14 protein-coding genes and 1 pseudogene are annotated in these 12,939 nt (G+C 59.7%); 2 read left to right on the top strand and 13 right to left on the bottom strand.

The window, feature by feature from the left end:
• Positions 1 to 100: 100 nt before the first annotated feature.
• Together ACSAMW_RS08735 and ACSAMW_RS08730 are read right to left on the bottom strand one after the other, a co-directional pair.
• The gene (locus ACSAMW_RS08735) at positions 101 to 1,015 is read right to left on the bottom strand and encodes a LysR family transcriptional regulator (RefSeq protein WP_500593572.1); all 915 of its coding nucleotides are present in this window, start codon (positions 1,013 to 1,015) and stop codon (positions 101 to 103) included.
• A 42-nt stretch (positions 1,016 to 1,057) separates the two neighbouring features.
• A pseudogene (locus tag ACSAMW_RS08730) lies at positions 1,058 to 2,657 on the bottom strand (argininosuccinate lyase).
• A gap of 218 nt (positions 2,658 to 2,875) precedes the next feature.
• Between ACSAMW_RS08730 and ACSAMW_RS08725 the strand changes: the two are divergent.
• Both ACSAMW_RS08725 and ACSAMW_RS08720 read left to right on the top strand, forming a co-directional pair.
• Complete coding sequence (locus tag ACSAMW_RS08725) at positions 2,876 to 3,349, top strand: Xre family toxin-antitoxin system antitoxin (RefSeq protein ID WP_500593571.1); 474 nt, start codon at positions 2,876 to 2,878, stop codon at positions 3,347 to 3,349.
• Positions 3,346 to 3,837 (top strand): RES family NAD+ phosphorylase, encoded by a 492-nt coding sequence (locus ACSAMW_RS08720; RefSeq protein ID WP_500593570.1) that lies wholly within the window; start codon positions 3,346 to 3,348, stop codon positions 3,835 to 3,837. The genes ACSAMW_RS08725 and ACSAMW_RS08720 overlap by 4 nt, the downstream gene beginning before the upstream one ends.
• A 255-nt stretch (positions 3,838 to 4,092) precedes the next feature.
• Here the strand turns inward: ACSAMW_RS08720 and ACSAMW_RS08715 are convergent, their stop codons facing one another.
• The 11 genes from ACSAMW_RS08715 to ACSAMW_RS08665 form a co-directional block, all read right to left on the bottom strand.
• The gene (locus tag ACSAMW_RS08715) at positions 4,093 to 5,508 is read right to left on the bottom strand and encodes a hypothetical protein (protein ID WP_500593569.1); all 1,416 of its coding nucleotides are present in this window, start codon (positions 5,506 to 5,508) and stop codon (positions 4,093 to 4,095) included.
• 232 nt (positions 5,509 to 5,740) lie between these two features.
• Positions 5,741 to 6,820 carry a type III secretion system export apparatus subunit SctU gene (gene sctU / locus ACSAMW_RS08710; RefSeq protein ID WP_500593568.1) on the bottom strand — a complete coding sequence of 360 codons (1,080 nt, stop codon included), beginning with the start codon at positions 6,818 to 6,820 and terminating at the stop codon, positions 5,741 to 5,743.
• Positions 6,821 to 6,823: 3 nt separating this feature from the next.
• Positions 6,824 to 7,615 (bottom strand): type III secretion system export apparatus subunit SctT, encoded by a 792-nt coding sequence (sctT, locus tag ACSAMW_RS08705; RefSeq protein ID WP_168084910.1) that lies wholly within the window; start codon positions 7,613 to 7,615, stop codon positions 6,824 to 6,826.
• A gap of 21 nt (positions 7,616 to 7,636) precedes the next feature.
• Positions 7,637 to 7,903, bottom strand: coding sequence for a type III secretion system export apparatus subunit SctS (gene sctS / locus ACSAMW_RS08700; RefSeq protein ID WP_168084889.1), 267 nt, complete (start codon positions 7,901 to 7,903; stop codon positions 7,637 to 7,639).
• Positions 7,904 to 7,909: 6 nt separating this feature from the next.
• Complete coding sequence (sctR, locus tag ACSAMW_RS08695) at positions 7,910 to 8,563, bottom strand: type III secretion system export apparatus subunit SctR (RefSeq protein WP_168084888.1); 654 nt, start codon at positions 8,561 to 8,563, stop codon at positions 7,910 to 7,912.
• The gene (locus ACSAMW_RS08690; protein WP_500593567.1) at positions 8,560 to 8,976 is read right to left on the bottom strand and encodes a FliM/FliN family flagellar motor switch protein; all 417 of its coding nucleotides are present in this window, start codon (positions 8,974 to 8,976) and stop codon (positions 8,560 to 8,562) included. Before ACSAMW_RS08690 ends, sctR begins: the two co-directional genes overlap by 4 nt.
• Complete coding sequence (locus ACSAMW_RS08685; RefSeq protein WP_500593566.1) at positions 8,973 to 9,680, bottom strand: type III secretion protein; 708 nt, start codon at positions 9,678 to 9,680, stop codon at positions 8,973 to 8,975. The genes ACSAMW_RS08690 and ACSAMW_RS08685 overlap by 4 nt, the downstream gene beginning before the upstream one ends.
• Positions 9,677 to 10,213: a type III secretion system HrpP C-terminal domain-containing protein gene (locus tag ACSAMW_RS08680; RefSeq protein WP_500593565.1), complete on the bottom strand. Its 537-nt coding sequence runs from the start codon at positions 10,211 to 10,213 to the stop codon at positions 9,677 to 9,679. The genes ACSAMW_RS08685 and ACSAMW_RS08680 overlap by 4 nt, the downstream gene beginning before the upstream one ends.
• Entirely contained in the window at positions 10,203 to 10,652 is a 450-nt protein-coding gene (gene sctO, locus ACSAMW_RS08675) for a type III secretion system stalk subunit SctO (RefSeq protein WP_500593564.1), read from the bottom strand. The genes ACSAMW_RS08680 and sctO overlap by 11 nt, the downstream gene beginning before the upstream one ends.
• Positions 10,653 to 10,656: 4 nt before the next feature.
• Positions 10,657 to 12,003: a FliI/YscN family ATPase gene (locus ACSAMW_RS08670; RefSeq protein WP_500593563.1), complete on the bottom strand. Its 1,347-nt coding sequence runs from the start codon at positions 12,001 to 12,003 to the stop codon at positions 10,657 to 10,659.
• Positions 12,000 to 12,935, bottom strand: a complete 936-nt coding sequence (locus tag ACSAMW_RS08665) for an FHA domain-containing protein (protein WP_500593562.1) — start codon at positions 12,933 to 12,935, stop codon at positions 12,000 to 12,002. The genes ACSAMW_RS08670 and ACSAMW_RS08665 overlap by 4 nt, the downstream gene beginning before the upstream one ends.
• Positions 12,936 to 12,939 lie beyond the last annotated feature (4 nt).

The following is a 12,939-nucleotide window of genomic DNA, read 5'->3' as shown; positions in this document are numbered from 1 at the left end:
CGGGAGAAAAACCGCCCTTTTCAATAGGGCTGATGTGAAAAAAATGCTGGCCTCAGCGCGGCATGGCATTTTCAGCAGTACTTTTGAAATGCCACGCGAGTCACACGTTTCCCTCGGCTTCTGCCAAGGCCATCTCTACAAAATGCGCCAGTGCCGGGATGTCAGCATCGCGGGCATAGACCAGCGTAATAGGGGCAATCATTCGGGGTGTGGCGTCCCGTATAGGGCAATAGACAACGCTGGCACTGTGGAAACCTCGCATGGACGCAGGCACCACGGACACCCCTGCGCCAGCCGCGACCAGATTAATGTTGGTCAACATGCGTTCAACTTCGAACGAAACGCGCGGAGTGAAGCCAGCATGCTCGCACGCCTGAATCAGGTTGCCGTAGAGGCCAGGTGCGCCGTGGGTGCGAACCAGAATGAACGGTTCGTCTGTCAACTGTGCCAGGCTGATCCCGTGCGTTTCACTGTCCTGGTTCAACAGCCGATGCCCTACGGGCAGCACAAGCAACATATCCTCTTCGAGGAGGGGGGAGAAAATGAGGTTTTCCGGGTGAGCCACTGGCGCACGGAGGAACCCGACGTCCAACCGTTGCTCAGCCAGTTCATAGGTCAGCTCCCGGGCGTTGCCTTCGCTCAGGTTAAGGCTAACCCCGGGGTATCGCGCGCGAAACGCACGAAGCAGTGTCGGTATGGCCGGGTGGGCCGCCGCAGAGGTGGTAAACCCGACGTTAAGGCTGCCGGCGTAGCCTGCAGCCGCCAGGGCGGCATGGCGGCTGGCATCCTGAACCCGGTTGAGAATGTCCCGGGCTTCGGCAAGGAACACTTGCCCGCCCGGTGTCAGGTCCACCCCCCTGGGGCGGCGAATGAAAAGTGCAAAGCCCAACTCCTGCTCCAATACCTTGATCTGCTGGCTCAGTGGGGGCTGCTGTATATTCAGGCGCATAGCAGCCCGGGTGAAGTGCCGCTCTTCGGCAACCATTAAAAAGTAGCGCAGGTGTCGCAGTTCCATCGTGCTATGGCCTGTAGGGTAGTGAACGCTTAAAAAAGCTTTTCAAGGCGTAGTGGGCAATAGGCTGCCGAAGGCCTTGTCGAGGCTGCCTTGGGCGTTGGCCAGGTTGTCCCGCTTTGTTTTAAGCCACTGACGGTCCCACCTCAAGGGCCTGATGGGCTTCGGCAAGCATACGCTTGACCTCCTCAGGTTGAGGACCACCCGTGCCTTTGCGTGTGTTGACCATCGCCCGTGGCGACAGTGCAGCACGGAAGGTGGCTTCGTCCAGCGGCAATGTAGCGGGCGACCATTTGTAATGCTCAGCGGCTTGGGCGTAAAGCTTCTGGGCATGGTCGTAGGGGAAGGTCTTGGGCGTAAGGCCGTTGGCGCGCGCCTCCTCCACAATCAGCGAGGCAAAACTGTGGCCGATGCGGAAGGGCACCTTGTGCAGACGTTCCAACGTATCAGCCAATTCCATGGAGGTGGTCCATTCGTTTTCCAGTTCTTCCAGGGCACGCTGTGGGTTGACCTGCAGCGCATCCAGTACGGCATTGGTGGCACTAAACATCTCCCGGGTGGCGTCGAACACGCCCAAGCTGTCGAACGCAAACTTGTAGTCGGTCATGCCGGTGGTCACGTTGTGCGCACGCAGGGTGACTGCCTGGGCCAAGCCTGCCACATCCGAAGACGCTTCACGGGCACGCATCAACAGCCCAGGGTTGCGCTTCTGAGGCATGGCACTGCTGGTGTAGGTTTTTTCTTCGTCCAGCAGCAACCACGGGCGGATCTGGTGATATTGCGTATGAATGTCGCCCACCATTGCACCCACACGGATGGCGGCGTTGGACGCAATATTCACCGCCTCGATAGGGACGTCATAGGTGGAGACCTGGCTGGCATCCAGGGAGTTTTCCCGTACGCCGTCAAAGCCCAATAGCTCGGCCAGGCGCTCCCGGTTCAAGGGGTAGGCTGAATTGGCCAGTACCGCCGTGCCCATGGGGCTGAGGTTCAGGCGCTGGTACAGCTCGTGAATGCGTTGCCCATCACGCTCAAAGGCGGCTTCGAAAGCCAACAGATAATGCGCGTAACTGATGGGCATGGCCTGTACGCCGTTGGTATAGGCAGGCACCAGGGTATCGATGTGCTTGTCGGCCAGTGCCAGGAGGCGTTGGCGGGTGCTGTTCAGCGCATCGGCCATGGCCAGCACGTCGGTGCGCAGCGTGGCCAATCGGTACGTGGCCAGCATGTCCTGGCGGCTACGGCCGGAGTGGATCAACGACGCTTCAGGGCCAATTTTTTCCGTCATGATCTGCTCCAATTGCAGCACATCAGTGGGGCGCTTGCCGTCGGGCCGGTTGCCTTGGTCGATGGCATAGCGCACGCCCCCGGCAATCTTTCGGCCCAGTTCCGGGGTCACGATGCCTTCCTCGGTGAGCATCACAATCGACGCCTGGTTGATGCGGTTAAGCCAGGCGAACTGTGAGTTGGCCGGATCACCTGCCAGCTTAGGCTTTTCAACCGTGGCTCCGATCTTCGCGGCCTGTGCAGCGCACTGTTCGGTCGTGGCACAAGGTACGCCAGCCGTATTGGCTGCATAGGCGCAGTGGCTGCCGAACAGCGCCACAGTGATGGCCAACGGGGTAAGGCGGGTATGGAAGGGCATGGTGGTCACTCTTGTTATTAGAAAGTCATGACGGTGGAAAACTGTGCGCTTGTGATGGCGTGGAAAAGCCTACAGAAGCAAGTGGCACAGTTGAAATATATAAAGGAGGGGGTATTGAGACGATTCAGATATGGCAGCTAAGGCAGTAAACACTAGGCGTTGTGGTTTGCGACATTTGGCGCTAAAATCGCGACAAATGTCGTTTAGTGGGGTGCAATATGACTGCTGCCGACGTGCATGCCGCTCAAACAATGCATACCGCTCGCAGGCCTACTGAATACTTGCTTCAAGCTGACATCGGTCAGCTAAGCAGTGTCATGGTCTACAGAATGACCATTAAAGGCTTTGCCCTTAAAGACGTGCAGGACATGCTTTCAATGTCGCTGCTGTATTCCACTCAAAAGGTCCTCAGCCGTATCGTCGGAAGGTCTGTCAGGACACTTCAGCGCCAGGGCAGCAGCAAACAACCGACGCAGCTCAATGCCCAGCAGAGTGCCGTGGCGTACCAATATGCCAAGGTCCTCGAACACGCCATCAATGTGTTCGGCACTCAGAAGCTTGCCGAGGAATGGCTGGGACGCCCCTGCAAGTACCTGGATGGCGATGTGCCTTTAGACGTCATCGACAACCCGATTGGCTTTCAGACGGTCGAGGACTACCTGGAGCGTGTAGCCCTCGGGATCTATCAATGACGCCGTTGCCTTGGGCGCCTTCGTGGCACGCATGGAGGCTTGACCGCCAGCTGTATAAAGCTTCTTGGGATAGCGGTATCGGTGCCCAGAAAATGGGTGGGCGCTGGAACCCGCCAGGCCGTGCAGTCGTGTATGCCTCGGCAGACCCTTCCACCGCTATTCTTGAAGTGGCCGTGCATGCAGGCTTCGATACGCTTGATGCCGTACCTCATGTGCTGACCTGTTTTGAAGTGCTGGACCAGCGCCTTATTAGGGTTATTCAGCCTGAAGAAGTCCCCAACCCCGTATGGCTGACCAGCGCTGCTGCTTCTCCTAACCAACAGGCGTTTGCCGATGAGCTGTTGGCCAAACACCCGTTCGTATTGCTTCCTTCTGCCGTAACCCGCCATTCGTGGAACCTGTTGGTCAGCTGCGAGCTGGCTGAGGGCAAATATCGGTTGGTGAGCCAGGAGCGGTTTGGGCTGGATACCCGCTTGGTAACGCCTTGATGGAGGGGAATTTCAAAGATTCCTGTACACCAAAGGTAACCGGAAAAGCCTCGCGCGTTGATGCCGTTTAGCTCGCCCATCCGCTGTACTAGCGCCGATAACATGGCGGTGATGGCCGTATTTCGGCGCACAGGGTCGGCAACCGCCAATTTCTGGAGGAACACGCCTATCAAGGCTTTCCTCGCCTGATCGTTCATGTCGGACGTTCAATAAACGCCGTAGCGGCGGCCGGTGCCGTCGATTCATTCAACGAGGTCACAGTTCCTGCCAGCTGAACCGGGGCGTATGTGATTTCGGAGTTGAACGCATCCCTGCCAATTGCTCAGCGTAGTCTTTGACCAAATTGCGCACTGCTGGATTAAAACCAATGGAGTCTGCAATATGCGAGGGTTCAAGATCGATCGTGCGGCCATAAAGCGCCGGCACTATGATATCGATGGCAGCGTCTCGATGGGCGGGATCCGATACCGACAGGTTTTGCAGAACGTCCTTGATCAGGTCTTTTATCGGTTGGGTCTTTGGGCCCCGTCCAAAATCCGTGGGTCGGTTCAGGATGTGTTTGGCCATTGAATTCCCGAAGCCAGAGGCCGCCAAGGCATCCTCACCTTTTTTCATCGCCTCGGCCGCTTGAGGCGAGTTGGGCGCGCCAGCGATTCGATCGAGCACTCGAACTGTGAGTTTTAGAGGTTTCAGCACCTCAGCATGGCGGGCAAAAAACGCCAAGCGTTCAGGCTTGGCGGCCAGCGTTACGGTGTCAGCGCCTGCGAAGCCTAAGTCTCTGAGCCTTTCACCATGTTCGAGAAGCGCTTTTAGCGCGGCTTCATCGAGGCCCGACGCATCCACGATATCGGCGTGAGATAGCCCATACCCCATCAATTTGACGAAGTTAAAGTACACGAGCCGCTGTTGTATAGGATCACGGGCCGACAGCGCTTCGATGTGTTTTTGGCTGACGCCCGCTAGTCCACTCAGTATATGCCCGGCGCCTAGGTTGAAATTTTGCTTCGTTGACATCGTTCCCACGGCGGCCTGTTGGAACCGTTTGTTGACCCCCCGCAGGGTAATCAACGGACGTGGCACATAGGCCGATCTGTCCGATTCTGCCGATTCGTCCGGTTTGACGTCTTTAAGTGTGTTGGGTGCAGCGTATCCAACGATAGTGGCCAGCGCTTTATTCGGCAGGTTCGTTAACGTCGGCGCGTGAATCAAAGAGACGAGGGCCTCCTGCTTATGCTCGTTGAACCCCTTTTCGGCTTGGCGTTCCGCGATGAATTTCAAGTGGCCACTGGCACTCACCAACACACGCATATACGAAGGGTTCAACGGCGCGTCTGGCTTATCGGGCAGGCGGTTGGCGGGGTATCCGTGCCATTGGTCGCCTTTGCAGGTGATGCCTTTGTACTCGGGCGGCGTGTCGATTCGGGCCGAATCGCCGGTAGGTTCCAGCGCTATGGCGAGTGTACGTTTTATCCAGACACCGTCGTCGCCCGGTGGCGGATCGATGCTGCCTACTCGTATCGGGCGGTCGCCCAGCAACAGCTTGTTTGGCATCACGGGCGCGGAGGTGTGGGCGGGGGTTGGCGCATTGGCCACCGCGTGGGCAGGCGCAGAGGGGGCGGCCTGGGCGGCGGGCGTGGTAACAGGGATTTGAGCAGAGCTATGGATTTTCAATGCATTTATCCGGGGGCGGAAGCAATGCTCTTGAGTGGCGATCGATGCCCGTAGGGTTCCCTAAGCTTTGCCTTGGCTTTTGACGCCTTTGGTAAGCCTGTGTGGATAAGGTATTGGCTCCAATTCTCGGGCTATCCTGACCGGTTTCCAAATCCCGTGATTTGCAGCCGCAGGCTGCCAAGTTCATTGGGGGTGGCAGGTCTAGCTTGAGAGTTGAAGGGGCTGCACAGGCTCAGTTTTCGATTTGAATAACCTCGTCGGTCACTTCGTCCAGCTGCCGGATGACCTGATAGATCTGCGCCACTGCCTGCAAGGTAGGCCGGGGAATGTACCGCCCTTCGGCGACTTTGTAGAGCGTACGCGCCAGCCAGATACTCTGTACCACCGGCACCTTTGCCGCCTTGGCCCGTGCAATCAGGTCCAAGGCGTCATTGTCTTCGCCTTTGCAGTGAATGCGCGGCAGCGGCGTTTCACCGGGCCGGTAGAACAAGGCAACGGCGTAGTGGGTAGGGTTGACCACCACCATGTCGGCCTCTTCCACAGGCTTTGGCGGGGGCGCAGAGCCGGGAGCCTGGTTCAGCAGCTCGTGGGCCAGTTGCTTGCGATGGCCTTTGACATGAGGGTCGCCTTCGGACTGCTTGTACTCGTTCTTGATGTCTTCATGACTCATGCGCAGCTTCTTGGCATGGAAGTACTTTTGCAAGGCCACATCCAGCCCTGCCAGCACCAGCAACAGGCCCAAGGTGGTACGCAACACATGGCGGAACAGCTCCAGCAGGGCATGCCAGTACGTGGTGAGGTCGGAGTTGGCCAGCAGGACCAGCACGTTGAGTTCCGGCTTTACCACGGTATACAGCGTGATGGAAATCAATGAGGCTTTGAGTATGCTCAACAGCAGGTTGGTGACGTTCTGGCCCGAGAACATCTGCTTGGCATGGGAAAACGGGTCTATCTTCTTCAGGTCGAACTTCAGCGCCTTGGGCGCGAACAGGAACCCGATCTGCACCCAACTGCCCACCAGGCGCATCAGTACCGCCACGCCCACGCTGCACAGAATGAACCCGCCCAGCAATGTTGCACCGTCCATGGCCACTTGGCCTACCACACTCGCAAAAGGCTGGCCGGTCGCCGCCAGTGCTACCGACAGCAGGCCCTGAAGGCGACTTACGCTGTCATCAGCCAGCCCCAAGGTGATTTCACTCACCACCAGCAACACCAGCAGTTTGCTCAGGTCCTGGCTCTGGGCAACCTGGCCTTTCTCACGCGCATCGCGTAGCTGCTTGGGCGTGGCTTTTTCTGTTTTTTCAGCCATGGCTCAGGGCACCTGTACAAGGTGAAGCAGGAGGGCTTTGACATCCACCAGCCGCGTAATGCGCTCATTGCCCAACGCTAGCAACGTGGGCAAGTAAACGATAAGAAACGCCAGCCCTGCCATGCTCTTGGCCGGCATGGCCAGGATCGAAACGTTCAGTTGCTGGGCGTACAGGCCAATGATCGCTAGCGACGCTTCAATCAGCAGCAACAGGCCTATGAAAGGTGCGGCGTACAGCATCATGTGCTGCAAGGTCTGGTTCAGCTGTTCCAGGAACAGGTCCAGGCCCTCGATGGTCATGGCGGGCAGCCAGGCCGTGGGAGGCCACACCAGGTAGCTGTCCCAGATCACCTGGAGAATCAAGGTCAGCCCCCCCGACAGAATCACCAGCATGATCAGGGTTTCCTGGAACAGCTCACCCAGCGGCGTAGCGTCCGGCCCGAGTGCAGGGTTCAGCTGCCCACCGCTCAGTGCACCGCGCTGGCTGTCCAGCAGCGCCCCCACCGATGCGAACATCCAGAAGGGCGCGTACAGCAGCATGCCTAAAAGTATTCCCAGCACGCCTTCCTTGAGCAGCAGCCCGGCGATGGCAATCAGGTTTTCCTGACTGCTTAGGGCCTGGCCGATCGCGGGTGCTGGAATCATCGCCACTACGATCACCACCGCGTAGCGCAATGGGCCTTTCAGGTATTTGAAGCAAAAGGCCGGTACCAGCATCATGCACGGCAGCAGCCGCGCCATGGAGAGCCCGGTACCCAGCATCAGGTCAAACAGGTACTGGGCATCCAGCGGCAGCGGCACTGAGGACACTGCCACCTAATGAGCTCCGCCGGTACGGGCGATCAGGTCAAAGGCCATGTTGATGAACTGGATCAATTCAACGCCTACCCAACGCCCCGTCATGGCCAGAGTAAGACCCACTGCGGCCAGCTTGATACCGAAGGGCAGGGTCTGGTCCTGGATCTGCATCAAGGCCTGTATCAATGACGTGGCGACCCCCACCAATACCGCAACCAACAAGGGCGGAGCGGTGAGTATTACCACCAGCACCATGCCCTGCTTGAACAGCGCCAACGCTTCCATACCGCCTCACATATAGGAATAGAACAGGCTGTCGAGCAGGCGCGTCCAGCCGTTGACCAGCACGAACAGCAGCAGCTTGAGCGGCAGTGAAATGGTCATAGGTGACACCATCTGCATCCCCAGGGCCAGCAGCAGATTGGACACGATCAAGTCGATCACGATGAAGGGGATGTAAATGAGGAAGCCGATCTGGAAACCGGCTTGCAACTCTGACAGTACGAACGCCGGAATGGCCAGCAGCAGGTCGTCTTTGCTGGCCTGGTCGGCCAATGCCTTGGGCCACATGCGTTGGGTATTGTCCAGCAGATGGGCCGACACGTCAGGGTCGGTGTTGCGCGTCATGAAGCCTTGCAGTGGCCCGATTACACCTGCTGCGCTGGCTTGCAGCTTTTCAGTGGAAGACATGTCCAGCGGGCGTGCCTTGACCCGCTCGCTGATGTCATGGGCCACAGGCGCCATTACGAACAGCGTCGCTGCCAAGGCAATACCGTAGATGGCCATATTAGGCGGCACCTGCTGCACACCGATAGCATTGCGTGTGATCAGCAAGGTCATGGAAATTTTCAGGAACGCCGTACACACGATCAGCAAAAACGGAATCAGCGACAGCGCACCCAGAAACAGTGCCAGCAGTACCGGGTTCACCCCGTCCATGATCATGGTTGCGACGCCATCCGGGTAATCTGCAAGCCAAGGCGGCCGTCCACGTCCACCAGTTCACCCTCGGCCACAATGCGCTCGCCGTAACACAGGGTCGCTTGGCCGGGCGCTACGCCGTTTATCTCCAGCACGCTACCGCTGGCCAGTTCGCGCAACTGCCCCAAGGTCAGGGTCAGTTGGCCGCAGCGCAGGGTCAGCGCCAACGGCAGGTCGTCTAATACGTCTGGGTTGGCAGTCGCTGCCGGCTCGTCGGCATACCGGGGTGACAGGCCTTCATCGTAGCCTTCTTCGTCGTAGCTGCCTTCGTCATAACCTTCTTCGTGCTGCGTGCCTTCATCTGTGATGTCTTCGGCATAGGACGGTGCGTCATACCCCTCTTGTTCAACAGCAGCGTCTTCGTCGTAGGCATTCATGATGCAAGGGATTCCTCATGGCTCAGAATAAAAAGGAGCTGGCTACCCTGGGCAGCAGCTTCACCGGCCCATTGCTGGCCTGCTATCTCCAGGCTGCCACGGCCCTGCGTGTCGAATAGGCACTGCTGGGGCAGCAGTACATCGCCGGGGCGCAGCGAGGCCAACTGCTGGGCGCTGAGTTCGGTGTAGCCCAGTGGCACGGAAAAAGTCACTTCAAATCCCTCGTCGAGAGGGCGTTGCAAGCGTTGCCAACCGGGTACCTGAAGCCATTGCAGCAGGCTTTGCGGGGGCATGCTCAAATAGGCATGCACCTGTTGTTCGCCTGCCTGTACCTCCACCCGGCAATGCACCAAAGGCCCTTTGGGTACGTCAGTGGTCAAGGGCTCCAGTGGCGACAGGCTTCGGGCGATAGAAGGGGCCAGGTGCTGGCTCACAAACTGCCAATACCAAGGTTGGGCCGGCCCTTGAACCACCACCGGGTGTTCGCTCAACAAGCTCAGCACGGCGTCGGCGTCGCTTAGCCACACTGGGCCTATTGCGCTATTCAACCACAGCCCACGTGTGGAAGGTACGTTTGCCAACGGGTGCAGCCTGAGCGCCCCGGCCCAGTCGCTTATTCGAAACGGTAAGCGGGCACCTGCGCCCAGTGCTTGGGTCGCGCGAGCCACATGGGTATTCACCGAGCGTAGCTTCAAGGGCGTCACAGGGTAGCCTCGTCGTACATTGCCAGTTCCACAGGTTTGCCCAACGCGTCGGCAAACGCCGCCTCACATTGCCGTTCGCGTGGGCGCAGGCGCCGCGCCACGTCCCGGCGGGCAAAGCCCAGCTCGATGCGCCATTGCCCTGGCTGTGGGGTAGCCCGTACGTTAACGTTACCGAGGTTCGGCATCAGCACCGTGATCTCCAGCCCCTCCGGTGGGGCCTTGCTCAGGTGTTGGGCCAGTGTGCCTATCCATTCCCCTGACGTTTCTTCTGCGGGGGCGGCCCAGGCGATACTCCGGTTACCACCCATGCCTTCATCACCGCTGCGGGCGTCCGCAGGCAGGATCAACTGTGAGAAAAAATGGCTGTCACCGCTGGGTACAGCCTCTGCCTCTCGGCTAAGCCCATTGCCTCGCAGGCGTTCGCTTTCGCTGCGGCGCGGTGCCGTGGCCAAGCCTGGCTTGGCAGGTTCGGGTGCAGGCGCCGGGCTGGCCACAGGGCGAGGCGGTGAAGGCGGGCGTTGTTCAGCTTTCATCAGCGATGGCCTCCGCCAGGCACGCCAGTTTTTCAGTGGCACGCTGGGCAGCTTTGGCACTGCGTTGTGCATCGAGCACGGCCTGCTGCTGTGCAACTACGGCGCGTCGCTGTTGTTCGATGCCTTGGCGCAACCGTGACAGGTGGTCGAGCAGCTTACGTTCCTTGTGTTGCCAACGGTCCATGTCCTTGAGGGTCATGGCCTGGTTCAAGTGCTCTGTAGCCATGGCCTGGCGCTGCACGCCTTTACGTGCGGTTTCGTCAGTCAGCACGTCTTTGGCCTGCGTTAGTTGCTCCTGGCCGGCTTCAAGGTTTTGCTGTGCCTGGCGCTGGGCGCGCTCGGCACGGGCCTGGCGGTGTTGACGCAGCGGGGTCAGCACGTGAATGACGTTCTCCAAGGCAACGCGGTCCGGATCTTCCTGCAGCGCATCATCGTCCATGGCCTTACTCCGGTAGCTGCTCGGTGAGTTGCATCAGGGCGTACAGGGTGTCTTCCAGCGGCACGGGTTCCCTTAGATCTTGGCGCAAGAATGCATTGATAGGTTCATGCAAGGCCACTGCGCAGTCTGTGACCGGGTCGTTGCCCGGTTGATATTCGCCCAAGCGCAATAGCATTTCCACCTGCTTGTGAGCCGCCATCAGCCGGCGCAAACGGTTATTGGCTTGCTGATGTTCGCGCCCGGTTACGTTGCTCAGGATCCGGCTGATGCTGGCCTGTACGTCGATGGCTGGGTAATGCCCTCGTTCTGCCAGCTTACGCGACAGCACGATATGGCCGTCCAGCAATGACCGTACTTCGTCGGCCACCGGGTCGTTCATGGAGTCCTGCTCGATCAACACGGTGTACAAGGCCGTGATAGAGCCCACTTCGCTCATGCCTGCACGCTCTACCAGCCGTGGCAGCAACGTGTACACGGAAGGTGGCAGGCCGCCACGGCCCAACGGCTCGCCGGCTGCAATGCCGATCTCGCGTTGGGCACGGGCGAAGCGGGTAAGGGAATCGAGCAACAGCAGCACCTTCAGGCCTTTGGCACGGTAAGCCTCGGCAATGGCCGTGGCAGTGAATGCGGCGCGGGCGCGCTCCATACTGGAGCGGTCCGACGTGGCACACACCAGTACCGAGCGCTGCCGCAGGGTCTCGTCCAGTTCGTGGTCGAGAAACTCGCGCAGTTCCCTCCCACGTTCACCGATCAGCCCGAACACGATCACATCGCAGTCCATGTTGCGGGCCAGTTCCGCCATCAGCGTAGTCTTGCCGCAACCGGCACCCGCGAATAGGCCCACACGCTGGCCTTCTCCCAGCAGGATGGCACTGTCGATTGCGCGCACACCGGTGGGCAGGGCGCGGGTGATACGCGGGCGCTGGGTGGGAGGCAGGGCCTCGGAAATGACCGGCACCGTGTCGCGGGGGTCGTTGGGGCCGGCAAAGGCGCCTTCGGTGCCCACCAAAGGGCGGCCGAAGCCATCCAAGACATTACCCAACAGGCGCTCGTCGACGCCGATGCGATGCGCCATGCCCAACGGGCGTATGCACGCGTTGACCTGAATGCCTTCTGGCGTACCCAAGGCACTGAGCAGCGTGTACTCAGCTGTGAAGCCCACAATCTCTGCCAGGATGGTACTGCCATCGGCCTTGCTTACCTCGCACAGCTCACCGATTTCAGCAGCTGGCACCTGGCATTGCAGCAGAATCCCATTGACCGCACTCACCCGCCCGCTGGCACGCACCGCCGAGAACCGTTCCAGACGCTGGGCATGCCCGGCGGCCCATTGCTGCAGAGCGGCATTCACCAGCGCACCTCATAGTGGCGATCACCCTCGAACTCCACCTTTCCGTCATCAATGCGCGTCAAACGTAGACCCTCAAGATCATCGCCGATGTATAGGCGCTTGCCGTCAGCGGTGACCAAGTGCGCCTGTGGGCCCGACAGGATCTGCACAATCACGAAGGGCAGTGCTGAACCTGTAGCGCCCACTTCATCGATCAAGGGCACTGCGCTTTCAAAGCTACCCTCGAACCGCTGCAACATGCGCTGGTACACGTCACGCGAGTCTTCCTGCAGGCTGCCGGTCAGCACCAACCCTTTGGGCGTCGCTTCCACATTGATGTCGTTGAGCAGCCGGTCGCTGAGCATGGTCTTGAGCTTGAGCCGGGCTTGTTCGGCGCTCAGCCGGGTGCGTGAGGACGCAGCCACAGTGGGCATCGTTTTGGCAGCGACATGGCTGGCCGGGTGCGCACCGGCCATAGACGGCTCCAGAGGCGCTGCGCTACGGGACAGGCTCCAGGCGCTGCCGACCACACCGATCAATACGCCGGTAATCAGCAGCGTAGGGCGGTTGAACACCTTACGGCGTGCCTTGGGTACTGGTGTGGGCTCTACGGGCTCGGCGCCACCCTGGTTCTGCGCCAGCGGCACCGGCACATTGGGCCAGGCGGCCTCGGCGTGTGTGACCGCCAGCCATACCGACCCCAGCACGAACGGGCTGCCGGGTGCCAGGGAAGTCACGGGGTGGGCGTGGCCTTCTTCATCCATCACCGCACCGTCTTCGGCGTTCAGGCTCCAGTGTTCGCCGCTGCGTTCCAGGCGGCAATGGCGCTGGGCAACGCCGGGGTCGTGCAGTGCCAGGTCCAGCGCTGCGTCCGAACCGATCAGCCATTGGTCGCCTATCAGGGGCAGCGCGGCGCCTTGATGCAGGCCGGTCAATACGCGCAATTCAAACATTTCG

Source organism: Pseudomonas sp. AB39(2026) (genome assembly GCF_059831485.1).
This window is presented reverse-complemented; position numbering and strand designations above follow the sequence as displayed.

Excerpts from the sequence above, each read along its gene's own strand:
- ACSAMW_RS08735 (WP_500593572.1), bottom strand. The coding sequence starts at position 1,015 with ATGGAACTGCGACACCTGCGCTACTTTTTAATGGTTGCCGAAGAGCGG.
- ACSAMW_RS08725 (WP_500593571.1), top strand. The coding sequence starts at position 2,876 with ATGACTGCTGCCGACGTGCATGCCGCTCAAACAATGCATACCGCTCGC.
- ACSAMW_RS08720 (WP_500593570.1), top strand. The coding sequence starts at position 3,346 with ATGACGCCGTTGCCTTGGGCGCCTTCGTGGCACGCATGGAGGCTTGAC.
- sctU (WP_500593568.1), bottom strand. The coding sequence starts at position 6,820 with ATGGCTGAAAAAACAGAAAAAGCCACGCCCAAGCAGCTACGCGATGCG.
- sctS (WP_168084889.1), bottom strand. The coding sequence starts at position 7,903 with ATGGAAGCGTTGGCGCTGTTCAAGCAGGGCATGGTGCTGGTGGTAATA.
- sctR (WP_168084888.1), bottom strand. The coding sequence starts at position 8,563 with ATGATCATGGACGGGGTGAACCCGGTACTGCTGGCACTGTTTCTGGGT.
- ACSAMW_RS08690 (WP_500593567.1), bottom strand. The coding sequence starts at position 8,976 with ATGAATGCCTACGACGAAGACGCTGCTGTTGAACAAGAGGGGTATGAC.
- ACSAMW_RS08680 (WP_500593565.1), bottom strand. The coding sequence starts at position 10,213 with ATGAAAGCTGAACAACGCCCGCCTTCACCGCCTCGCCCTGTGGCCAGC.
- sctO (WP_500593564.1), bottom strand. The coding sequence starts at position 10,652 with ATGGACGATGATGCGCTGCAGGAAGATCCGGACCGCGTTGCCTTGGAG.
- ACSAMW_RS08665 (WP_500593562.1), bottom strand. The coding sequence starts at position 12,935 with ATGTTTGAATTGCGCGTATTGACCGGCCTGCATCAAGGCGCCGCGCTG.